The 21,816-nt window shown below is 57.3% G+C and carries 21 protein-coding genes and 1 pseudogene; 12 read left to right on the top strand and 10 right to left on the bottom strand.

Translation table 11 applies throughout. The features are described 5' to 3' along the window. The first annotated feature begins 24 nt into the window (after positions 1–24). A complete protein-coding gene (locus NWP14_RS01020) occupies positions 25–666 on the top strand; it encodes a bifunctional 4-hydroxy-2-oxoglutarate aldolase/2-dehydro-3-deoxy-phosphogluconate aldolase (protein ID WP_095101698.1) in 642 nt (213 codons plus the stop codon). Positions 667–716: 50 nt separating this feature from the next. Here NWP14_RS01020 and purT read toward each other — a convergent pair whose 3' ends face one another. Then, positions 717–1,895, bottom strand: a complete 1,179-nt coding sequence (purT, locus tag NWP14_RS01025) for a formate-dependent phosphoribosylglycinamide formyltransferase (RefSeq protein WP_331834426.1) — start codon at positions 1,893–1,895, stop codon at positions 717–719. Between the two features lie 137 nt (positions 1,896–2,032). Here purT and NWP14_RS01030 point away from each other — a divergent pair, with 137 nt between their 5' ends. From NWP14_RS01030 to ptrB, 3 genes are all read left to right on the top strand, one after another. Then, complete coding sequence (locus NWP14_RS01030) at positions 2,033–2,431, top strand: YebG family protein (RefSeq protein WP_375214593.1); 399 nt, start codon at positions 2,033–2,035, stop codon at positions 2,429–2,431. Positions 2,432–2,527: 96 nt separating this feature from the next. Continuing rightward, positions 2,528–3,193, top strand: coding sequence for a tellurite resistance TerB family protein (locus tag NWP14_RS01035; RefSeq protein WP_375214594.1), 666 nt, complete (start codon positions 2,528–2,530; stop codon positions 3,191–3,193). 261 nt (positions 3,194–3,454) lie between these two features. After that, positions 3,455–5,515 (top strand): oligopeptidase B, encoded by a 2,061-nt coding sequence (gene ptrB / locus NWP14_RS01040; RefSeq protein WP_375214595.1) that lies wholly within the window; start codon positions 3,455–3,457, stop codon positions 5,513–5,515. A 9-nt stretch (positions 5,516–5,524) separates the two neighbouring features. Here ptrB and exoX read toward each other — a convergent pair whose 3' ends face one another. Together exoX and NWP14_RS01050 are read right to left on the bottom strand one after the other, a co-directional pair. After that, positions 5,525–6,184, bottom strand: coding sequence for an exodeoxyribonuclease X (exoX, locus tag NWP14_RS01045; RefSeq protein WP_095101708.1), 660 nt, complete (start codon positions 6,182–6,184; stop codon positions 5,525–5,527). A 78-nt stretch (positions 6,185–6,262) separates the two neighbouring features. Next, entirely contained in the window at positions 6,263–6,493 is a 231-nt protein-coding gene (locus NWP14_RS01050; RefSeq protein ID WP_041146219.1) for a DNA polymerase III subunit theta, read from the bottom strand. 126 nt (positions 6,494–6,619) lie between these two features. On the opposite strand from NWP14_RS01050, the gene yobA reads away from it, so the two are divergent. Genes yobA through NWP14_RS01065 form a run of 3 tightly spaced genes read left to right on the top strand, consistent with a single transcriptional unit; the run spans position 6,620 to position 8,222 of the window. Continuing rightward, entirely contained in the window at positions 6,620–6,994 is a 375-nt protein-coding gene (gene yobA, locus NWP14_RS01055) for a CopC domain-containing protein YobA (RefSeq protein WP_095101710.1), read from the top strand. 3 nt (positions 6,995–6,997) lie between these two features. Continuing rightward, positions 6,998–7,867: a copper homeostasis membrane protein CopD gene (copD, locus tag NWP14_RS01060; RefSeq protein ID WP_375214596.1), complete on the top strand. Its 870-nt coding sequence runs from the start codon at positions 6,998–7,000 to the stop codon at positions 7,865–7,867. Positions 7,868–7,883: 16 nt separating this feature from the next. Further along, positions 7,884–8,222 (top strand): YebY family protein, encoded by a 339-nt coding sequence (locus tag NWP14_RS01065; RefSeq protein ID WP_157349241.1) that lies wholly within the window; start codon positions 7,884–7,886, stop codon positions 8,220–8,222. Positions 8,223–9,046: 824 nt separating this feature from the next. On the opposite strand, the gene NWP14_RS01070 is transcribed toward NWP14_RS01065, so the two are convergent. Both NWP14_RS01070 and NWP14_RS01075 read right to left on the bottom strand, forming a co-directional pair. Beyond that, positions 9,047–9,190 carry an Ecr family regulatory small membrane protein gene (locus tag NWP14_RS01070; RefSeq protein ID WP_141334947.1) on the bottom strand — a complete coding sequence of 48 codons (144 nt, stop codon included), beginning with the start codon at positions 9,188–9,190 and terminating at the stop codon, positions 9,047–9,049. A 105-nt stretch (positions 9,191–9,295) separates the two neighbouring features. Next, positions 9,296–10,255: a VirK/YbjX family protein gene (locus tag NWP14_RS01075; protein WP_375214597.1), complete on the bottom strand. Its 960-nt coding sequence runs from the start codon at positions 10,253–10,255 to the stop codon at positions 9,296–9,298. Positions 10,256–10,418: 163 nt separating this feature from the next. On the opposite strand from NWP14_RS01075, the gene pphA reads away from it, so the two are divergent. After that, on the top strand, positions 10,419–11,072 hold the full coding sequence (gene pphA, locus NWP14_RS01080; protein ID WP_346431190.1) for a protein-serine/threonine phosphatase: 654 nt from the start codon (positions 10,419–10,421) through the stop codon (positions 11,070–11,072). Here the strand turns inward: pphA and NWP14_RS01085 are convergent. The 5 genes from NWP14_RS01085 to yebS all read right to left on the bottom strand — a co-directional run bounded on the left by NWP14_RS01085 (position 11,069) and on the right by yebS (position 17,158). Then, the gene (locus NWP14_RS01085; protein ID WP_095101724.1) at positions 11,069–11,260 is read right to left on the bottom strand and encodes a YebW family protein; all 192 of its coding nucleotides are present in this window, start codon (positions 11,258–11,260) and stop codon (positions 11,069–11,071) included. The genes pphA and NWP14_RS01085 overlap by 4 nt on opposite strands. Before the next feature lie 98 nt (positions 11,261–11,358). Next, positions 11,359–11,598 (bottom strand): YebV family protein, encoded by a 240-nt coding sequence (locus tag NWP14_RS01090; RefSeq protein WP_095101726.1) that lies wholly within the window; start codon positions 11,596–11,598, stop codon positions 11,359–11,361. A 114-nt stretch (positions 11,599–11,712) separates the two neighbouring features. Continuing rightward, positions 11,713–13,146, bottom strand: a complete 1,434-nt coding sequence (gene rsmF / locus NWP14_RS01095) for a 16S rRNA (cytosine(1407)-C(5))-methyltransferase RsmF (protein WP_095101728.1) — start codon at positions 13,144–13,146, stop codon at positions 11,713–11,715. Positions 13,147–13,272: 126 nt separating this feature from the next. Then, positions 13,273–15,906, bottom strand: coding sequence for an MlaD family protein (locus NWP14_RS01100; protein ID WP_331834416.1), 2,634 nt, complete (start codon positions 15,904–15,906; stop codon positions 13,273–13,275). Further along, positions 15,875–17,158: a membrane integrity lipid transport subunit YebS gene (gene yebS, locus NWP14_RS01105; protein WP_095101732.1), complete on the bottom strand. Its 1,284-nt coding sequence runs from the start codon at positions 17,156–17,158 to the stop codon at positions 15,875–15,877. Before yebS ends, NWP14_RS01100 begins: the two co-directional genes overlap by 32 nt. A 132-nt stretch (positions 17,159–17,290) precedes the next feature. Here yebS and NWP14_RS01110 point away from each other — a divergent pair. The 4 genes and pseudogenes from NWP14_RS01110 to htpX all read left to right on the top strand — a co-directional run bounded on the left by NWP14_RS01110 (position 17,291) and on the right by htpX (position 21,751). Next, positions 17,291–17,804, top strand: a pseudogene (locus NWP14_RS01110) (GAF domain-containing protein). Positions 17,805–17,885: 81 nt separating this feature from the next. Further along, positions 17,886–18,563, top strand: coding sequence for an RNA chaperone ProQ (proQ, locus tag NWP14_RS01115; protein ID WP_041146207.1), 678 nt, complete (start codon positions 17,886–17,888; stop codon positions 18,561–18,563). A 19-nt stretch (positions 18,564–18,582) separates the two neighbouring features. Beyond that, positions 18,583–20,631 carry a carboxy terminal-processing peptidase gene (gene prc, locus NWP14_RS01120; RefSeq protein ID WP_331834415.1) on the top strand — a complete coding sequence of 683 codons (2,049 nt, stop codon included), beginning with the start codon at positions 18,583–18,585 and terminating at the stop codon, positions 20,629–20,631. Positions 20,632–20,869: 238 nt separating this feature from the next. Further along, the gene (gene htpX, locus NWP14_RS01125) at positions 20,870–21,751 is read left to right on the top strand and encodes a protease HtpX (RefSeq protein WP_375214598.1); all 882 of its coding nucleotides are present in this window, start codon (positions 20,870–20,872) and stop codon (positions 21,749–21,751) included. Positions 21,752–21,816: the final 65 nt, after the last annotated feature.

The following is a 21,816-nucleotide window of genomic DNA, read 5'->3' on the forward strand; positions in this document are numbered from 1 at the left end:
AGATCTGGCGAGAGAGAAACTCTGATGAAAAACTGGAAAACAACTGCAGAAGCAATCCTCACCTCCGGCCCGGTTGTCCCGGTGATCGTGGTGAAAAAGCTGGAACACGCCGTGCCGATGGCAAAAGCGCTGGTTGCAGGCGGCGTACGCGTACTGGAAGTGACCCTGCGTACCGAATGCGCGCTGGATGCTATCCGCGCAATCGCCAAAGAAGTCCCGGAGGCGATTGTCGGCGCCGGCACCGTGACTAACGCGGCGCAGCTGAAAGAAGTGACCGAGGCGGGAGCGCAGTTCGCTATCAGCCCGGGCCTGACCGATTCTCTGCTCAAGGCGGCGACTGAAGAAGGGACTATTCCACTGATCCCGGGTATCAGCACCGTATCCGAGCTGATGCTGGGCATGCAGTACGGCCTGAAAGAGTTTAAATTCTTCCCGGCTGAAGCGAACGGCGGCGTGAAGGCGCTGCAGGCAATTGGCGGTCCGTTCGCCCATATTCGTTTCTGCCCGACCGGCGGGATCTCTCCGGCTAACTACCGCGACTACCTGGCGCTGAACAGCGTTCTGTGTATCGGCGGTTCATGGCTGGTACCGGCGGATGCGCTGGAAGCAGGCGATTACGACCGTATCACCACTCTGGCTCGTGAAGCGGTAGAAGGCGCGAAGTAATTTCCGCGCCTCAGTTCTGACCCGGTAAGCGACAACGCTACCGGGTTTTTTTATCCCTCAACCACCACCGCTGACGCCGCGGCTTTGGCGCGCGCAACCGCCTCATCGACGCTCTCCGCTACCGCCAGCGTGACGCCCAGACGACGGGAACCGTCAATTTCCGGCTTACCGAACAGACGCACCTGCAGGCCCGCGCCGACCGCGGCCTGAAGGTTGCCGAAGGTTACGTTGTGGCTGGTGAGCTGCGGCAGAATCACCGCGGAAGCCGCCGGGCCATACTGGCGAATCGCACCAACCGGCAGACCGAGGAAGGCGCGGACGTGCAGGGCGAACTCCGACAGATCCTGCGAAATGAGCGTAACCATTCCGGTATCGTGCGGACGCGGCGAGACTTCGCTAAAAATCACCTCATCGCCGCACACGAACAGCTCGACGCCGAACAGGCCGTAACCGCCGAGCGCCAGCACCACGTTGCGGGCAATTTCCTGCGCGCGGGCCAGCGCCAGCTCGCTCATCTGCTGAGGTTGCCAGGATTCTCGATAGTCGCCATCTTCCTGACGGTGGCCGACCGGGGCGCAGAAGTGCACGCCGTCGACCGCGCTGACGGTGAGCAGGGTGATTTCAAAATCGAAGTTCACCACGCCTTCGACAATAACGCGGCCGGCGCCGGCGCGGCCGCCCTGCTGGGCATAAAGCCACGCGTCGGCCAGCTGTTCGCGGCGGCGGATAAAGCTTTGTCCTTTACCGGAAGAGCTCATCACCGGCTTGACGATACACGGCAGGCCAATCTCGTTCACGGCGTCGTTAAAGGCGGCTTCACTGTCGGCAAAACGATAGGCCGAGGTTGGAAGCTGCAGCTCTTCAGCGGCCAGGCGGCGAATGCCTTCACGGTTCATCGTCAGCTTTGCGGCGCGAGCGGTGGGAACGACTTTTTGTCCGCACAGCTCCAGCTCGACCAGAGTATCGGTGGCGATGGCTTCAATTTCCGGCACGATAAAGTCGGGTTTTTCTTGCTCAATTATGGCGCGCAGGGCATCTCCGTGCAGCATGTTGACGACATGCGAACGGTGCGCGACCTGCATGGCCGGCGCGTCAGGGTAGCGATCGACGGCGATGGTCTCAATGCCCAGACGTTGACACTCGATGGCGACTTCCTTACCCAGCTCGCCGGAACCTAACAGCATAACTCGCGTTGCCGCAGGGCGCAGCGCTGTGCCTAATACAGTCATGACTCTCTTCCGCAGTAAAAAAACATGCGCCGTAGTATAAACGAAAACGTTTGCGTCTGTCTTTATGCGCGTGAGTTGAGTCCTGGCCCTAAATTTGATATACTGTATATAAATACAGTATAAAAAGGGGCTGCACAATGGCGGTTGAAATCAAATATGTGGTGATTCGCGAAGGTGAGGAAAAGATGTCTTTTACCAGCAAAAAAGAGGCCGATGCTTACGACAAAATGCTCGATCTTGCCGAAGTCCTTAACGACTGGCTGGTAGACTGCCCGCTGACGCTTGATGAAGCCCAGCGTGATGAGATGGCGATGTGGCTGGCGGAGCGCAAAGACACCTTACATCACATTATGAAGTCCGGAAAACTCCCTGAAGCGGAAGAGCACGCCGCCGGGCAGGATGAAAACGAACAACAGTCCGCAGACGCTGGCGATGACGCCATCAGCGCCAGCGCGGATGACGGCGCGGCGGAAAAAGCGGCGGAAAAAGCGGCGGAAAAAGCGGCGCCAAAATCGCGCAAGGCGAAAGCGGCCTGAGCCACCCGGAATTTGCGCATCTTTAGCCACTGATAACATTTCCTGACATCGCGTCGTTTAGGCTGATGACATCGCCTATTGTGCAACGAGGAAATCATGGCTAACTGGCTTAATCAACTTCAGTCTCTGCTGGGTCAGCAGGGTCAATCTTCTTCATCTGACGATCGTTCGGGCGGTAAAAATCTGCTGCTGCCCGGCGCGCTTGGCGGCCTGGCGGGACTGCTGGTCGCCAGCAAATCGTCGCGTAAGCTGCTGGCGAAATATGGCACCAGCGCGCTGCTGGTTGGCGGCGGCGCGGTGGCAGGAAGCGTGCTGTGGAACAAGTATCAGCAGAAAATGCGCGCCGCTTCGCCGCAGCCGGAGCCGGCCGGGCAGGTTCCGGCGTCACCTGAGCCTGATGCCCGCAGCGAGCGGCTGATTCAGGCGCTGGTTTTTGCCGCCAAAAGCGACGGGCATATTGATGAAAACGAACGCGCGAGCATCGAAGAGCAGCTGCGCGCGGCTAATATCGACGTGCAGGGGCGGGTGCTTATCGATCGCGCATTGACTCAGCCCCTGGACCCGCAGCGCCTGGCGCAGGGGATCAGCAGCGAGCAGGAAGCGCTGGAAGTCTACTATCTGAGCTGTGCGGTGATTGATATTGACCATTTTATGGAGCGCAGCTACCTCAACGCCCTGGGCGAAGCGCTGAAAATCCCTGCGGACGTGCGGTCCGAGATCGAACAGGATATTCAGGCGCAAAAGCAGGCTCTTCCCTCTTAAATCATCACGTTCCGCTTGCATCGCTGGCAACTTTTGCCACCCTTATATACGGGTCATCTCTCAGCCTGACGTCGCGCAGGCCGGGGATGATCCTCTCTCCGGCGTTTTCTCACCAGCGGTAGCCGAGCGTCGGTCCGCTGTTGGCCGTTTGCCAACCTTCGGGGCAGAGCGATTTATGCCGTGGAGATTTCTTGTCTTGCCGTCCGGACGCGCGTCGATTAACGTTGTGCGCATAAAATTAAGCCGAAGAAGAACAAAGAGATGCTACCAAAAGCGAAACGGGTTCCCCACGCGATGACCTTACATGGCGATACGCGTATTGATAACTACTTCTGGCTGCGTGACGATGAGCGTTCGCAGCCGGCGGTGCTGGATTATCTGCGCGAGGAGAATGCCTACGGCAAAGCGGTGATGGACACCCAGCGTAGCCTGCAGGAGCGGGTGCTGAAAGAGATTATCGACCGCATCCCCCAGCGCGAAGTCTCCGCGCCTTACAGTAAAAATGGCTATCGCTATCGTCAGGTCTATGAGCCGGGCTGCGAATACGCGATTTACCAACGCCAGTCGGTGCTCAAAGAGGAGTGGGACCCGTGGGAGCTTCTGCTCGATAGCAACCAGCGCGCGGCGCAAAGCGAGTTCTACACCCTCGGCGGGCTGGGGATCTCCCCGGACAACGGTCTGATGGCGCTGGCGGAGGATTATCTCTCCCGGCGGCAGTACAGCCTGCGCTTGTGCAACCTCTCCGACGGTAGCTGGTATCCCGAAGTGCTGGAGAACGTCTCCCCGGGATTCGTCTGGAGCAACGACTCACGCACCCTGTGGTATGTGCGCAAACACCCCACCACGCTGCTGCCGTACCAGGTCTGGCGACATACCGTCGGCACCTCGGCGGAAGCGGACGTGCTGGTATACGAAGAGCAGGATGAAACCTTTTACGTCAGCGTCCATAAGACCACCTCGCAGCAGTTTGTGGTTATCTACCTTGCGAGCGCGACCACCAGCGAAGTGCGGCTACTGAATGCTGAAATGCCCGACGCCGAGCCGGTGTGCTTTCTGTCGCGGCGCAAAGATCATGAATACAGCCTCGATCACTATCAGCACGCGTTCTACCTGCGTTCTAATCGTGAAGGCAAAAACTTCGGTCTCTACCTTACGCATCAGCGCGACGAGCAGCAGTGGCAGGCCCTGATCCCGCCGCGCGATGACGTGATGCTGGAAGGTTTTACGCTGTTTACCGACTGGCTGGTGGTGGAGGAGCGCCAGCATGGGCTTACCAGCCTGCGGCAGATCAACCGTACGACCCGGGAAGCGGTGGGTATTGCCTTTGATGACCCGGCCTACGTCACCTGGCTTGCCTATAATCCCGAGCCGGAAACCTCGCGCTTACGCTACGGCTACTCCTCGATGACCACGCCGGATACGCTGTTCGAGCTCGATATGGATACCGGTGAACGGCGGGTGCTTAAACAGCAGGAGGTTAAAGGTTTCGACGCCAGTCATTACCGCAGCGAACATCTGTGGATCCAGGCCCGCGACGGCGTTGAGGTTCCGGTCTCGCTGGTCTACCGGCACGAATACTTCCGCCGCAGCGCCAGCCCGCTGCTGGTTTACGCCTATGGTTCATACGGCGCCAGCGAGGACGCAGATTTCAGCGCCAGCCGCCTGAGCCTGCTTGACCGCGGCTTTGTTTTCGCCATCGCCCACGTGCGCGGCGGCGGCGAGCTGGGGCAGCAGTGGTATGAGGACGGGAAGTTTCTTTGCAAGAACAATACCTTCAATGATTACCTCGACGTCTGCGATGCGCTGCTGAAGCAGGGCTACGGCGATCCGCAGCTGTGCTACGGCATGGGCGGCAGCGCCGGTGGGATGCTCATGGGCGTGGCCATCAATCAGCGCCCGGAGCTGTTTCATGGCGTGGTGGCGCAGGTACCCTTTGTTGACGTGCTCACCACCATGCTCGACGAGTCTATCCCGCTAACGACCGGGGAGTTTGAAGAGTGGGGCAACCCGCAGGATGAAACGTACTATCGCTATATGAAGGGCTATAGCCCCTACGATAACGTTACGGCTCAGGCCTATCCGCACATGCTGGTGACCACCGGGCTACATGACTCCCAGGTGCAGTACTGGGAACCGGCAAAATGGGTGGCGAAGCTGCGTGAACTGAAAACGAACGATAATCTGCTGCTGCTGTGTACCGATATGGATTCAGGGCACGGCGGGAAATCGGGACGTTTTAAAAGCTATGAGGGCGTGGCTCTCGAGTACGCGTTTCTGATAGGCCTGGCGCAGGGAACGCTGCCAGGCCAGGCCGACGTATAGGGCAGGCGCTTAATCCCCGAGGTAGTGCTTGAGGGTTAAGCGCAGCTCGGGGCTCATCCGATCCAGGTTGTTGAACAGCCAGCGTAGGTAGCCCGGATCGTTTTCCGCCACTTCAGCAACCGGCTTGCCGCGATACTTGCCAAACGTGAAGGTGGTCAACAGCGCCGGACGGCCGGTGATGGTCGCCATATCGTCAGGCGACCAGCCGGAGACGTTGATAATATCCAGGAGCAGCGCGGCGGTGATATAGCAGTCATAGAGCGCGCGGTGGTGGTGCAGGCCTGCGGGCGTGGTGACGTTCAGCTTGCGCGACTTATAGAGCCCCATATTGCTATATTTAATCCCCGGCCACAGGCGGCGCGCCAGCTTCATGGTGCAAATCCAGTCGCCGTGCATCTCTGGCAACACCCGCCGGTCAAAGCTGGCGTTATGGGCAACGTACCAGGGACTACCCAAATAGTGCGGGACAATCTCTTCAATCCACGGCTGGTCGGCGACCATCTCTTCGGTGATGTGATGAATAGCCATCGCCTGCGGGCTGATAGGCCGATCGGGGCGGACCAGATGGCTCATCGGATTGGTTATCTGGCCATCGACAATATCGACCGAGGCTATTTCTACGATGCCTCCCTGCAGTCCGCAGGTTTCTGTATCGATTACGCGTAGCATTTCGCGCTCCGGGTCAAAGGGGTCAGCGTAATAGAATGCGCCGGTCTTGCCAACCCGGGCGTCCGCAGGAGGGCCGAATTATTTCGTTTTGGGTTCATAGGGCAGGCGCGAGAGTGAAACGGATGCCAGGCGATGGGCGATCAGGCGTTCGCGGAACCAGTCCCGGAGATGAGCAGGCTGCTCTCTTTCGACTAAATCGGCGACCACCGGCATATTGTAACGTTCTTTAAAGGCGACGCCGGCTGCCGCAAGATCGACATTGACCTTGTCCATCTCGTCCTGCGAGATTTTTGCCAGATTATTTTCCATTGGGTTTCTCCTGGGTGATACCGAAAGCCGGTCGAGGGTAACGTAAGACTTAAACGCATGGCTCGACTACGCCATTATACAGGGTTATTCTCTGTGCTACATACATAACGAAAAGGAATGACGATTATGCGTATTCTCGCCGGTAGCGCGCTGCGCGTTTCTGCTCTTCTCGCCGGTTTGCTGGTCAGCGCCGGGGCTTTTGCCCACGCGCATCTGCAGCAACAAACCCCCGCCGCAGATTCTACGGTGAGCGCTTCGCCGCAGGCGCTAACGCTGAGCTTTTCCGAGGGTATCGAAACCCGCTTCAGCAGCGTGACGCTTAACGGCCCTCAGCAAAAAGCGGTGGCTACCGGCAAGCTGGCGCTTAGCGATGATAATAAAGCGCAGCTGATCGTCCCGCTGGCGCAGCCCTTAACGGCGGGTGAATATACCGTTGACTGGCATGTGGTCTCCGTCGATGGTCATAAAACCAAAGGGCAATACCACTTTACCGTCAAATAAACGATGCTCGCGGCACTCTATATCGCTTTACGCTTTGTCCACTTCGGCTCGCTGATGGTGGCTTTCGGCTGCGTGCTGTACGGCGCGTGGTGGGCGCCAGCGACGCTTCGTCGCCTGCTGATGCAGCGGTTTTATCCGCTGCTTCGCTACCTGCTGTTGATTAGCGCGCTTTCAGCGCTGCTGATGCTGATGGCACAGGGTGGCCTGATGGGCGAGGGCTGGCCGGATGTCTGGCAACCCGCCATCTGGCAAGCCGTTGCCGGCACGCGGTTTGGTAGCGTGTGGGTGTGGCAAATACTGCTGGCCTGGGTGACGCTCATCGTCGTCTGGCTTAAGCCGCGCCATCCGGCGCGACTGCTGCTGGTGCTACTCTGCGGCCAGCTGCTTCTGCTGGCGGGAGTGGGCCATGCGGCGATGAGTGAGGGCGGGCTGGGGGCGCTGCAGCGCACCAATCATGCGGTGCATTTGTTCTGCATCGCCGGCTGGTTTGGCGGGCTGCTGCCGTTTATCTACTGCCTGCGTTTGCTGCAGGGGCGCTGGCGGCAGGCGGCGATTGGCGCCATGATGCGCTTTTCGCGCTACGGGCATCTGGCGGTGGCCGGAACCATTGCCAGCGGCGTGGTGAATACGCTGCTGATTCAGGGCGGATTGTTCAGCGATTCTCCGTGGGGCAGGGCGCTGTTGATCAAATGTGCTCTGGTCGCGGGGATGGTGGCAATCGCGCTGGTGAACCGGTATGTTCTGGTACCTCGAATGTCGATGGACGAGGCGCGGGCAGAGCAGCTCATTTTGCGGACCACGCAGGTGGAGATGGCGCTGGGGGCGCTGGCGCTGCTGGCCGTCAGCCTGTTTGCAACCTGGGAACCTTATTGAATTAACTGGTTAAATCATGAAAAAAATTGTTCTGACACTGATGTTACTGGCAAGCTCCAGCGCCGCGCTGGCGGCCCCGCAGGTTATCACCGTTAGTCGCTTTGAAGTCGGTAAGGATAGCTGGGCATTTAACCGGGAGGAGGTCATGCTGACCTGTCGTCCGGGAAATGCGCTGTATGCCATCAATCCCAGTACCCTGGTGCAGTATCCGTTGAATGATACTGCCATTGAGCAGGTCAAGGCCGGTAAAACCAGCGGCCAGCCGATTTCTGTGATCCAGATCGACGACCCCCAGCATCCGGGGCAAAAAATGAGCCTGGCACCATTTATCGAGCGTGCGCAAAAGCTGTGCTGATTTTTGGAATTATCTGGCTGTATTAAAATGAAAAAACCGCCGTTTACCTGCATCAGGAACGGCGGTTTTTTTATGCGTCTCCGCGATTTTACCAGGAATTATTGGCCCACTTTTGTTGCGGACTGGAAAACCTGACGCGGTAAACTATTCTTATAAGGCAAGGCGACTTAGCCTGCATTAATGCCAACTTTTAGCGCACGGCTCTCTCCCAAGAGCCATTTCCCTGGACCGAATACAGGAATCGTGTTCGGTCTCTTTTTATCTATATCTTTCAAGAACCTATCTTCAGAAGGCCCGAAACGATCCCTCGTTTCCCGACGCGACCTTTTTCCCTTATACCACAACAAAAAACGCATTCACATTTCCTTTACAGAAAAACGCGGCGTTAAAGCCTCTCCAGGAGACGGTCAGGCGCTCTTACTGGCGCCAGCCGTCGCTGTCGGGCGCGCTGCCAGGAAAGCAGTCGTTGGCCACCTTCAGCGTAACCTTGAGTACCACCTGCTGATGGCCGATGGCGTAGTTGCAAGGGTAAAGGAGTCAGCTGAACCAAAACGAGGTTACAGATAAAGGGATGCAAGGAGATCGATGGTTCTAAGCGGATGATTCAAAGAGGGAAGAGCGCATTGGCATCGGACCCGGCATTGGGTCCCTGCGCAGCACCCGGAGCGATTTTAGCGCCGGATAAATTGACCGGGCGGATTCGTCTGTTTGTGGATGAGTAAACCGTAATGATTAGTATTATTGATACTGTTTTAGGCATCAAAAATGAGCGATGAAGTGAGAAAAAGAAAGCGCAGGATGAATTCGTAAATAAAAAAACGGGTTTATTCCGGAGCGACTAAAGAGGGATATAGCTGCGTCTCCAGATAACTGACGAGGGACCAGATTTCACCGCTGAAAATAAACCACAGGGAAGCCGTCAAAATAATCAAGACGATAGCCAACAGCACTGCTTCTGCTTTACTCATAACTTCAATGGCTACCTGAACGGAAACGGAGAAGTGATGATAGTAACGAAAGCGCAGGATAAGATGCAAACGCCGTTGCTAAAACGGCGTTGATTTGTTGGAAAGCTACGCCTGCGAGGAGCCGGCGGCGAGTGCGATAACCCGGGCATTCAGCTCATCGAGCAGCTGGAAGCGGCGGCGATACTCAGCCCGTTTTTTGCTGGCAATCTCGTCCAAAGACTTGCGCTCAAGGCGCAGCGGCAAGCGCCAGCGCCACGCGCCGTCGGCCGCGCCTTCAATAGACTTCCAGAACTCGTCATAGCTGGCGTGGAAGTGGCGCCCTTTACTCAAGCGATAGCGTAATGCCCTGAAAACGTGGCCGTTATCGCTGACGCCATAAATCGCCTGGATATTGCTTTGCGCCGCCAGCGCCCAGATAAACTCCAGCAGCAGGCGTTTAGGAAACAGGCCGTAGCAGGCGCGGGTAGCCTGCTTTATCGCCTCGTGCGGGACGTTGCGCCGCGGCCCCTGCAGCCCGCCGATGGTCAGCTGCCACTGCTCCTGTTCGCGCACCACGCTGAACGTCGCGCTGGCCAGCACCGTTTGGCTACCGTCGCGCAGCCAAAGCGTAGTTTCGCCTTCGCGCTCGGCTTTCCCGGCAGAGGAGGCCGAGATCGTGAACCGGGAGTCATCTTTGCCCTGCAGCTCCAGCAGCGGCATCTCCTGTACCGCGGTCATGGCGGCACTCAGCCGGCCGGCGGGTAAGGTATCGATATATTGATAGTGGCTGACAATCGCCGCGGCGCGCTGGCCGGCGTTGAGCCCGCGCCTCAGGTACTGACGATGAACTTTGCCCGGCAGCGTCGCCTGAGCGGCGAGCAGCTGGCTGAAGTTGGGCCGCGCCGCGAGATTATCCAGCATCAGCCGGGTCGGCGTGTAAAATAATGCTGTTCGCAGCAGGAACTTAAGCCGGTAATTACGCTTTTGCCAGATTGGCGCGGGAATAAGTCTGCCCATAACCAGATCGGTAATTAGATTTGTGCGTGGCTGTAGTACGTAGGCTGAATGCAGGCTATTGTCCGTCACGATGAATACCTCGGCGTTATTTAGTCTCTATTTTAGTGAGACTCGGACGCGAGATTAATGCCCCGGCGGACTATATTTCCGTTTCGTTTAAATTTTATTGAGGTGTGTTTCCGGGAGGGGAACAAGAGAAATAACTCGCTATAATTATAGCTGGAGGAACAATATGTATCAGCATCTTGATGGTTCAGGCTGGCGTAATATTTGGCTCGTCGGTGATCTGCACGGCTGCCTTGCGCAGCTGACGGCAAAACTGCGGCTGCTGAGGTTTGACCCGTACCAGGATCTGCTTATCTCAGTGGGCGATCTGATCGATCGCGGGCCGCAAAGTGCGGCATGTCTGGGCCTGCTCGACCGTCGCTGGTTTCGCGCGGTGCGGGGCAATCATGAGCAGATGGCGCTGGAGGCGCAGGAGAGCGGGAAGCCGGCGCTGTGGATGCTCAACGGCGGGCGCTGGTTCCAGGAGAGCTCGCCAAACGCGCGACGGCAGATGGCGCCGCTCTTTGCTCGCTGCCGTCAGCTGCCGTTGATTATTGAGCTCTGCGCCAGCTCGCAGACGCATATTATTGCCCACGCAGACTATCCGGCGTCGTCCTACCGGTGGCAGCAGCCGGTGGACGCATCCCAGGTCCTGTGGAACCGTCAACGTCTGACGGACCATCTGGCCGGGCGACATGGGGCTATCGGCGGCGCCGATCATTTCTGGTTTGGCCATACTCCGCTCAAGCAGCGCTACGACAGCGATAACCAGCACTACATTGATACCGGAGCCGTCTTTGGCGGCGAGCTGACCCTCGTGCAACTGCAGCAGGCAGGTTAGAAATCGCTGTATTCGCTGGCGGGGCGCCAGAAACCGTCGATAAAATCTTCTACCGGAAAGCAGCCGCCCTGGCGGATCCGCTGATCGTCCATCGCGACTATACAGCGTCGTTCGTCGTCATAAACATCCACGACAATATCCTCGCAGCCGCCGTCCAGGTAACAAATGAACAAAACTAAGGCAAACATCCTGGCCACATGTTCAGGTTAACGTGCTAATAAGTATAGGGGGGTTTAGCGAGTGCGGGGGGTAAATAACCCGTCTCAGGCGACGGGTTCTTTTTGAGTCAGGCTACGCGCATGACCCAGGCGTCAGATTGTTGATCGTAGTGCTTACGGTAGAGAACAGAATGTTGACCATCAAGAATAGCGGGAACGCTGGTATCAGCATCCCAACCGTCGAGCTGCATACATAAATCCGGGTCGGATTTGCAGGGAATACTTAACGTTCGCTCTCCCTGCTGTTCACCGTGCAGTTCGGCATCGTCTATCTCAAACGCGCCGATGCGTATGCTTGTTTTGCTCATAAATTCACCCCGTTTGTCTGCTGAATTGTGGTACGACCAGTTAAGGCCGCAATTTTCAGCGTAGACAATGGGGCGCAAATCGCCAGTTAAAAAATGCTGTTTTTCTGCGCTTAATCACACCTTGCCGGCAAATAGCTTCCCGTCGCGCACCAGCTCGCGCGGATAGCTGTTCTTCAGGCGCGAACCGACTTTTTTCGCCAGGCCCAGGGGAGCGCCCTGATAAGTGACGATCGCTTCGTCCTGCTGCGGCGCGGTTTGCGGGTAAATATCGCGTCCGCGATACCACTCTTCGGCTTCACTCTGCGTTAGCTCAAAAGGCGTCGCGGATGCGGCAAGGGCGATAACCGCCTCGTGCTGCCAGCGGAAGCCCTTGTTGTGCGTTTCCGCCAGCCTGAGCCCAATCCGCGAAAAGCGGACCTTGCCAATAAACGCTTCCAGGGCTTGCGGAAATAGCCAAATTTCCTTATCGCGTTGCCAGAGGGTATGGCTTTCATCCCAGCGCAGGCCAACGGCCGCCGCTGCGTCCGACACGGCGGCGCTTTCCCGCCGCTTGAGGGGAACAAACGGAAACTTACCGACCTTGTAGCCCGGCGCCGGCAGCGGTTCAACGGCGGCGGTTTTACGCAGACGGGCAACGAAGAATCCCTCGCAGTCATAAATCTGCGGGAAGACGTGAAGAAAGCCCTCTGTGGTCAGGGCCTCGCTGGCCTGGGGGAAGAGCGCGCCAAGAGGCAGCGTCTCCACCGCCTGCGGGTAGCGCGCCAGCAGCCAGTGCACCACGTCCTCATTCTCTTCGCGGTTCAGGGTGCAGGTTGAGTACACCAGCGTGCCGCCCGGTTGCAGGGCGTGAAAGGCGCTATCGATAAGCTCGCGCTGGGTTGCGGCGATCTGCTGGTTGCTTTCCGAGGACCAGTTTTTCAAGGCATCGGGATCTTTGCGCACCACGCCTTCGCCGGAGCAGGGGGCGTCGAGCAGGATGGCATCGAAGCACTCCGGCAGCGCGGCGCCAAATACCCGGCCATCGAAATGCGTCAGCGCGACGTTGCTTATTCCGCAGCGGCTGATGTTGGCATGCAGGACTTTGACCCGGCTGGCGGAATATTCGTTGGCGAGGATCCCGCCTTTGTTACCCATCCGGGCGGCGATTTGCGTGGTTTTTGACCCCGGCGCGGCGGCGACATCCATCACCCGCTGCGGCATATCGCCATCGGCAAACAGGGCGGCAACCGGCAGCATTGAGCTGGCTTCCTGAATATAGAAGAGTCCGCTGAGATGCTCGGCGGTGCTGCCTAACGGCAGGGACTCCTCATCCTCGCGCTCGATCCAAAATCCCTCTGCGCACCACGGCACCGGCGTAAGCTGCCAGCCATAGGGGGCGACCAGCTGCAGAAAGTCAGCCACGCTGGTTTTCAGCGTGTTAACGCGGATGCTGCGGCGTAGCGGACGTTGGCAGGCGGCAATAAAATCGTCGAATGAGAGATGCGTCGGCATTGCCGCACGCATTTGAGCGAGGAATTCGTCAGGAAGAAAGACAGCGTTTTGAGCCACTGGAGCGCACCACAAGAAAAAAGGGTGCGCAGTTTAACATAAATGCTCCGGCATCGGACACCGGAGCGTTTAGCCAGCGCGGAGTTCAGGCGTCGGGATGGCGGCTGAACTCCGTAGGCCAGCGGCCTAGCGCGGCAGGGCGGTGCCCCATTCGCGCCACTCTTTCGGTTCGCTCTCCAGCAGCAGGAAGTGTTTATCATCCTGCGCTTTCGGCGCCAGCGGCGTACCCGGCGGCGTGGCAAAGGAGATGCCGCCGCGAATGAACTGATTGAAGGTCCCGGTTTTCACCACTCCGCCAATCAGGCCAAAGTCGAGGTTGTAGCCGGAAGAGAGCCAGAACACCGAGTTGTTACGCACCAGATACTGATAACGCTTACTGATACGCAGTTTGACCATCACGCGGTCCGATAGCGATCCCAGCGTCAGCCCGGTGACCGTTCCCACCTCAAGGCCGCGGAATAACACCGGCGTACCGATATCCAGCGAACCGGCTTCCGGAACCTCAACCACGATGCTCAGGCCATCGATATAGCGAGAGTCGCTAATGGTCGTTTCCTGAATTTCGAAGTCGCGACGCGGCGTCCCCCGGCCCGGCTCAACGTTGATATACGGCTGGAAGATGGTATCCAGATGCTCAACGCCCGCCGCGGAAATTTGCGGGGTGATCACCGAGAATCGGGTGCCTACACGGGCGAAGGTCTCCACGTATTCCGGGTAGAGCACGGCTTTCGCCTGCACTTCGTTTTTGGCGGTGATCAGGTTCAGCGATTGGATCTGGCCGATGTTAATCCCCAGATAGCGGATAGGCATCCCGGAGGAGAGTTTTCCCGCATCGAAGGCATGGAGGGTGATCTGCCCGCCCACCGCGCGGGCGGCGGTCTCTGAAGCATACAGAATACGCTTATTACCGCTGCGGACGCGGGCGCTGGTCCCGCTCAGATCGTCAAAGCTGATGGCCCCTTTGAGGGCGCGGGCCAGCGGCGAAGCCTGGACGGTCAGGCCGTTGCCGTCGAGCTGGACCTTAGCTCCGCCTTCCGCCCAGAACACGCTATTGCTGGTGAGCAAATGGCGGTATTCCGGCTTAATGTGCAGGTCGATATCAAACGCGTTGCTGCGCGGTTTGACGGAGGTCACCTCGCCCACGGCAAACTTACGGTAGAGCACCACCGAGCCTTCCTGAACATCCGGCAGCGTTTCCGCAGAGAGGCTCAGCGTAGTGGTCGGGAGGTCGCTCAGGCTATTCTCCTGCGCTTTTTCCATATTGGCATACAGCGGATAGCTGGACTGAATCGCCCCTTGTGCGCCGGGAATAATGCGGATGCCGCCGTCAACCCACTCGCTGGCGCTGGCGCCAAGCACCTTAATACCGTCGAGGCCGACCTTAACGTCAAGGCGGCTGTTGACCACAAATTTGCTATCGCCGTGCACCAGGTCGCGATATTCCGGCGTAATGGCCACCTGGAAGGTGACGCCTTTAGCCGTCAGCTTGCGCTCCAGCACCTGGCCGATTTTAACGCCGTGCAGCACCAGCGGCTGTCCGGCGTCGATGCCGAAGCTCTCCGATGCCGTCAGCGTAATGGCCGCGACGTTCGGCTCTTCCAGCAGCGATTTATCCGCCGGCAGCACCACGAAATGGCTGCGCGGCTCACCTTCTCCCGGTACCAGTTCAAAGGTATTACCGGTCAGCAGGGCGCTGAGGCTCGGATTATCCAGCGAAATTTTCGGCTTTTTCATCTGAATAAGCGTCTTATCACGCAGCAGGGTTACGACGCTGGGATCGACGGTCATCTCGCCGGTAACTTTACTTCCGGGCTGGAGGTTGAGCTTAGTGAGCTGTCCGACCTCGAGGCCCTGGTACATCAGCGGCGTAGAGCCGGCTTTCAGCCCCGCGCCGTCAGGTAAATCGAGCGTCACCAGCACGCCGCGCTGGCTGTGGGCTAAATCTTCGTACAACCCGTACTCATCGTTTTGCTGCGCTGCCTGGGAGTCTCCGGGGGAGTCAAAGGCAATCGCTCCATTAACCAGGGCCGAAAGGCTTTCCAGCTCAACTTTAGCGCCGCTCAGGCCGACGTCGGCCTTGACGCCCGAAACGTTCCAGAAGCGGGTGCCTTTTTTGACCAGGTTGGTAAAGCGGCGTTCGATCAGCACATCGATGGTAACGCCCTGGTTGTTATCGTTGAGCGCATAGTCGTAAACCCGGCCAACGGGGATCTTGCGGAAATAGACCAGCGATCCGCTGGTTAGCGAGCCGAGATCCGCGGCGTGCAGATGAATCATCAGCTCGCCGTTGTTGATACGGTATTTCGGCTGGGTATCGAGGGCGACAAAGTGATCTTCCGGTTCGCCCTGGCCCGGCATCATGCCGATATAGTTGCCGCCTACCAGCGCATCAAGGCCGGAAACGCCCGCCAGCGAGGCTTTCGGCGTGACCAGCCAGAACTGCGTGTCCTTGCGCAGCGCTTCTTTCATATCGCCTTTGACGCTGGCCGAAACCTCTATCTTACTCAGGTCTTTACTCAGCGAGATATTCTGCACGGTGCCCACTTCTACCCCTTGATAGCGGATAGGCGTGCGCCCGGGGACAATACCGTTCGCCGACTGGAAGTCGATAGTGATAGTCGTCCCGCGATCGTTATAGCTGGTCCAGATCAGCCAGCTGGCGATCATCAGCGCAATGACCGGCAGCAGCCAGAATGGCGATATGCGACGTTTGGTTTTAATTTTGGCTTCAGTCGGCGAAGCGGGCGTTTCCTGACTCATGTGCGTCCCAAAGTAAGCGGCTGTCCAGCCATTCAACAGCAAGGATAGTTAATATTACCGCGGCGCCGAAATATACCGCAGCAGGCCCCATCGTAAAAGCGAGGAGTTGATCGCGGTTTATCAGCGACATGGTTAATGAGATAACGAAAAGATCCAGCATCGACCAGCGGCCAATCCAGGTAATCAGCCGCAGCAGCAGGATGCGGGTGCGCAGCCCCTGTTCGCACTTGAATTGTATGCTGACCAGCAGCGTAAACAACACAATAACTTTGGTAAACGGCACCAGAATACTGGCGATAAACACCACTCCGGCAATGGCGACGTTGCTGTTGGCCAGAGACATAATCCCGGAGAGGATCGTATCATCCTGGCGCGCGCCGTTGACGTAGATAATGGAGATCGGCAGCAGGTTCGCGGGGAGCAGGAACATCACCGACGCAATCAGCGCCGCCCAGCTCTTCTGCAGGCTTTGCGGCCGACGGTGGCGTAGCGGCGTATGGCAGCGACGGCAGCGTCCGCGGGGATCGCGGTGGCCGGTATAGTGGCAGCCGGTACATACCTGTAAATTCGGGTCCGGGCGCAGCGCCGGGCGCTGGGGATAAAATCGCTCCCAGAGCTCTTCAACGTTCATATGAATGAGCGTGAGGATGCTGAGCAGCGTTAATGAGACGAAGGCGATTAAGCCGACGCCGGGCTGCAGGAACGCGTAATCCTGCACCTTGATCGAGGCCACGCCGATCCCGACCAGGTAGATATCGAGCATCACCCACTCTTTGAGCCGCTCCAGCATCAGCAGCACCGGGCGCAGGTTCATCCCCAGCACGTTGCCTAGCCAAAGATAGGCGATGGAGATAACCAGCAGCGCCGGCGCGCCAATGGCGCAAAATAGCACCATCGCCGCCGTCAGCGGATCGCCCTGGTCGGTCATTTGCCAGATGCCCTGTAATACGTTAGCGTCGATACGGACGCCGAGCAGGTGCAAACGCAGCAACGGCTCCATCCAGGCGAAAGGCATCAGCAGCATCATGGCGATAGCCATACTGCCAAGGCGCGAAAGCGACCAGTCGCGGCCGTCGCGTATTTTGGCGCTGCAGCGCGGGCACCAGGCGCTCTGATTCCGCTTCAGCACCGGCAGGCGAAACAGAATGTCGCACTGCGGGCAGCGGTGATAGTGGGCCTGAGGCAACGGCGAGCTGACCGCATGTACGGTCATCTTTTTTGCTGGCGTAATCTGGGGTGTTTTTAGTGGCATTTATTACGTACGGCAATGAATGTATTTCACTATATTAACCTAGGAATGAATTCATCTTGAGCCTGAACGCATTTAATGCTTATTTTATTAGGCAGTGAGTGTAAGGCAGTAAGACAACTAAGTGATTATATAATGAGCAAAACAGAGTTTTACGCGGATCTGAACCGTGATTTTCAGGCATTAATGGCAGGAGAAACCAGTTTTCTGGCCACGATCTCTAATACCAGCGCGCTGCTGTTTGAGCGGCTGACGGAGGTTAACTGGGCCGGGTTCTATTTACTCGAAGGCGATACGCTGGTGCTGGGGCCCTTCCAGGGCAAGCTGGCCTGCGTGCGAATTCCGGTAGGGCGGGGCGTTTGCGGGACTGCCGTTTCGCAAAATCGCGTGCAGCGCGTGGAGGACGTTCACGCCTTCGACGGGCATATCGCATGTGATGCCGCCAGCAATTCGGAGATTGTCTTCCCGCTGCGGGTGAACGAGCGGATTATTGGCGTCCTGGATATCGACAGCACCGCGTACTCCCGCTTCACCGCTGAGGATGAACAAGGGCTTACGGAACTGGTAGCGCAGCTGGAAAAGTTCATTTCTGCGACCGACTATCAAAAAATATTTGCCCACGTCGCAGGATAATCAACGGATAACGTAGCATTTAGCGATGGCGTCATTATAATGGCGCCTGTTCATGCCTGCGGCTTGTTGGCTACGTCCGTTGTAATCAGGAAATTTCATGGAAAATCAACCTAAGTTGAATAGCAGTAAAGAAGTTATCGCATTTCTGGCCGAACGTTTCCCACAGTGCTTCAGCGCTGAAGGTGAAGCTCGCCCCCTGAAAGTCGGTATTTTTCAGGATCTCGTTGAGCGCGTTGGGGGTGAGATGAATCTCAGCAAAACCCAGCTTCGTGCCGCTTTACGTCTTTATACTTCGAGCTGGCGCTATCTGTACGGCGTTAAGCCAGGGGCGATTCGCGTCGACCTCGACGGCAACCCGTGCGGCGAACTGGAAGAGCAGCACGTTGCTCATGCCCGTCAGCAGCTCGAAGAAGCAAAAGCTCGCGTCCAGGCACAGCGTGCAGGCCAGCAGGCTAAAAAACGCGAAGCCGCAGCTGCCGCTGCTGGTCAGCAGGAAGACGGCACCCGTCGTGAGCGTAAGCCACGTCCTCAGGTTCGCCGCAAAGAAGGCACCGAACAGCGTAAGCCGCGTCCTGCCGTTGCGAAAGCACCGCGCGAAGAGCGTCATACTCCTGTATCAGATCTGACCGTGCTGTCCGTCGGCCAGGCTCTGAAGGTGAAAGCAGGCAATAACGCAATGGACGCCACCGTTCTGGAAATCACCAAAGATGGCGTTCGTGTACAGCTGACTTCTGGTATGTCAATGATTGTACGCGCAGAACACCTGGTGTTCTGAAACGGAGGCCGGGCCAGGCATGAACACATTCTTTAAGCTCACCGCGCTTGCGGGCCTGCTAGCAATAGCAGGCCATGCGTTCGCCGTGGATGATATTACCCGAGCCGATCAAATCCCCGTGCTGAAAGAAGAGCCGCAGCACGCGACGGTGAGTGAGCGCGTAACCTCGCGCTTTACTCGTTCGCACTATCGACAGTTTGATCTCGATAACGCCTTCTCGGCAAAAATTTTTGACCGCTATCTGAACCTGCTGGATTACAGCCACAACGTGCTGCTGGCCAGCGACGTTGCTCAGTTTGCCGCGAAGAAAAATCAAATCGGTGACGAGCTGCGCAGCGGAAAACTGGACGTTTTTTACGACCTGTATAACCTGGGGCAGAAGCGCCGTTTCGAACGCTATCAGTACGCGTTGAAGGTGCTGGAGCGTCCGATGGACTTTACCGGCAACGATAACTTCAACCTTGACCGCAGTAAGTCACCCTGGCCGAAAGATGAGGCCGAGCTGAACGCGCTGTGGGATGCCAAGGTTAAGTTTGACCAGCTGAGCCTGAAGCTTGCGGGTAAAGACGACAAAGAGATCCGCGAAACACTAACCCGCCGCTATAAGTTTGCTATTCGCCGTCTGGCGCAAACCAATAGTGAAGATGTGTTCTCGCTGGTTATGACCTCCTTCGCCCGCGAAATCGATCCGCATACCAACTACCTGTCGCCGCGCAATACCGAGCAGTTCAATACCGAAATGAGCCTTTCGTTAGAAGGGATCGGCGCGGTGCTGCAGATGGACGACGACTATACGGTGATCAACTCGCTGGTGGCCGGTGGCCCGGCGGCGAAGAGCAAGTCAATTAGCGTTGGCGATCGTATCGTTGGCGTCGGCCAGTCCGGTAAAGGCATGGTTGACGTTATCGGCTGGCGTCTTGACGACGTCGTGGCGCTGATTAAAGGGCCGAAGGGCAGTAAGGTTCGTCTGGAAGTGCTGCCGGCGGGCAAGGGCGCGAAAACGCGCATCGTCACGCTAACCCGCGAGCGAATTCGTCTCGAAGATCGCGCGGTTAAAATGTCGGTGAAAACAGTTGGTAAAGAAAAAATCGGCGTGCTGGATATCCCCGGTTTCTACGTTGGCCTGACGGATGACGTTAAGGTTCAGCTGCAGAAGCTGGAAAAACAGAACGTCAGCAGTATCGTTATCGACCTGCGCAGCAACGGCGGCGGCGCGCTGACCGAGGCGGTATCGCTTTCCGGTCTGTTTATCCCGTCTGGCCCGGTAGTGCAGGTTCGCGATAATAACGGCAAAGTGCGTGAAGACAGCGATACTGACGGCGTCGTTTACTACAAAGGCCCGCTGGTCGTGCTGGTTGACCGCTTCAGCGCTTCGGCTTCTGAAATCTTCGCCGCGGCGATGCAGGACTACGGTCGCGGACTGATCGTTGGTGAGCCAACCTTCGGGAAAGGCACCGTGCAGCAGTACCGCTCGCTGAACCGTATTTACGATCAGATGCTGCGTCCTGACTGGCCGGCGCTGGGTTCCGTGCAGTACACCATCCAGAAGTTCTACCGTATAAACGGCGGCAGTACTCAGCGTAAGGGTGTAACGCCGGACATCATGATGCCAACCGGAACCGAAGATCGTGAGACCGGCGAGCAGTATGAAGATAACGCCCTGCCGTGGGATAGCGTTAATGCAGCGACCTACGTCAAGTCCGGCGACTTAACGCCGTTTGGCCCCGGTTTGCTGAAGCTGCATGATGAGCGGATTGCCAAAGATCCGGAATTCCAGTACATCATGAAGGACATTGCTCGCTATAACGCGATGAAAGACAAGCGCAATATCGTTTCCCTGAACTACGCCCAGCGTGAAAAAGAGAACGAAGAGGATGATGCGACTCGTCTGGCCCGGATTAACGATCGCCTGAAGCGTGAAGGTAAGCCGCAGCTTAAGAAACTGGACGATCTGCCGAAGGATTACCAGGAGCCGGATCCGTATCTTGATGAAACGGTACATATCGCGCTCGACCTGGCCCATCTGGAGAAAGAACAGCCAGCGGTGGAACCACCGGTTAGTCAATAAGCACCCGACGGGCACACATGGTTGTGCCCGTTTTTTTATCTGCCCCTCCCGCCAAAAACCTCGATTCCCCCGTGCCTGATGTCAATATATTATGCAGATGTCAGCGATATGCTACAAAATGTAAAGTTGTGTCTTTCTCGTGACTTAGCGGGGGAGGATGGTTGAAAATTAACGTTGCACCCATACGATATGGGTAATCGCATAGTGCGTTTTGTTAAATCGAGGTTAGAAGAAAATTATGATGCGAATCGCGCTCTTCCTGTTGACCAACCTGGCCGTTATGGCGGTGTTCGGGCTGGTGCTAAGCCTGACGGGAATACAGTCAAGCAGCATGACCGGGCTACTGATCATGGCGCTGCTTTTTGGTTTTGGTGGTTCGATCGTTTCGCTGATGATGTCGAAATGGATGGCGCTAAAATCGGTGGGTGGGGAAGTCATTGAGCAGCCGCGTAATGAAACCGAACGTTGGCTGATGAATACCGTCGCGCAGCAGGCGCAGCAGGCGGGGATCGGCATGCCGCAGGTTGCTATCTACCATGCTCCCGATATTAACGCGTTTGCTACCGGGGCGCGCCGTGACGCTTCGCTGGTTGCCGTCAGCACCGGGCTGCTGCAGAACATGAGCCGTGACGAGGGGGAAGCCGTTATTGCCCATGAAATCAGCCACATTGCCAACGGCGATATGGTGACCATGACGCTGATTCAGGGGGTGGTGAACACCTTCGTTATCTTTATCTCGCGCGTTATCGCGCAAATTGCCGCAGGATTCCTTGGCGGCAACCGCGATGAAGGTGAAAACAGCAACGGCAACCCGCTGATTTACTTTGCCGTCGCTACCGTCCTGGAGCTGGTGTTTGGGATCCTGGCCAGCATCATCACCATGTGGTTCTCGCGCTACCGTGAGTTCCATGCGGATGCGGGCTCTGCCCGTCTGGTCGGCCGTGAGAAAATGATCGCCGCCCTGCAGCGTTTGAAAACCAGCTACGAGCCGCAGGAAGCCAGCAGCATGATGGCGCTGTGCATAAATGGCAAAGCGAAATCTATGAGCGAGCTGTTTATGACACACCCGCCGCTGGATAAACGTATTGAAGCTCTGCGCAGCGGGGAGTATCTGAAGTAATCACGTCCTTCCGAGCGCAGAAACAAAAACCGCAGCCTTAACCGGGCTGCGGTTTTTTTTGTGCC

Origin of the sequence: Klebsiella sp. C349492 (assembly GCF_042055345.1) — a bacterium.
GTDB lineage: Bacteria > Pseudomonadota > Gammaproteobacteria > Enterobacterales > Enterobacteriaceae > Klebsiella > Klebsiella scottii.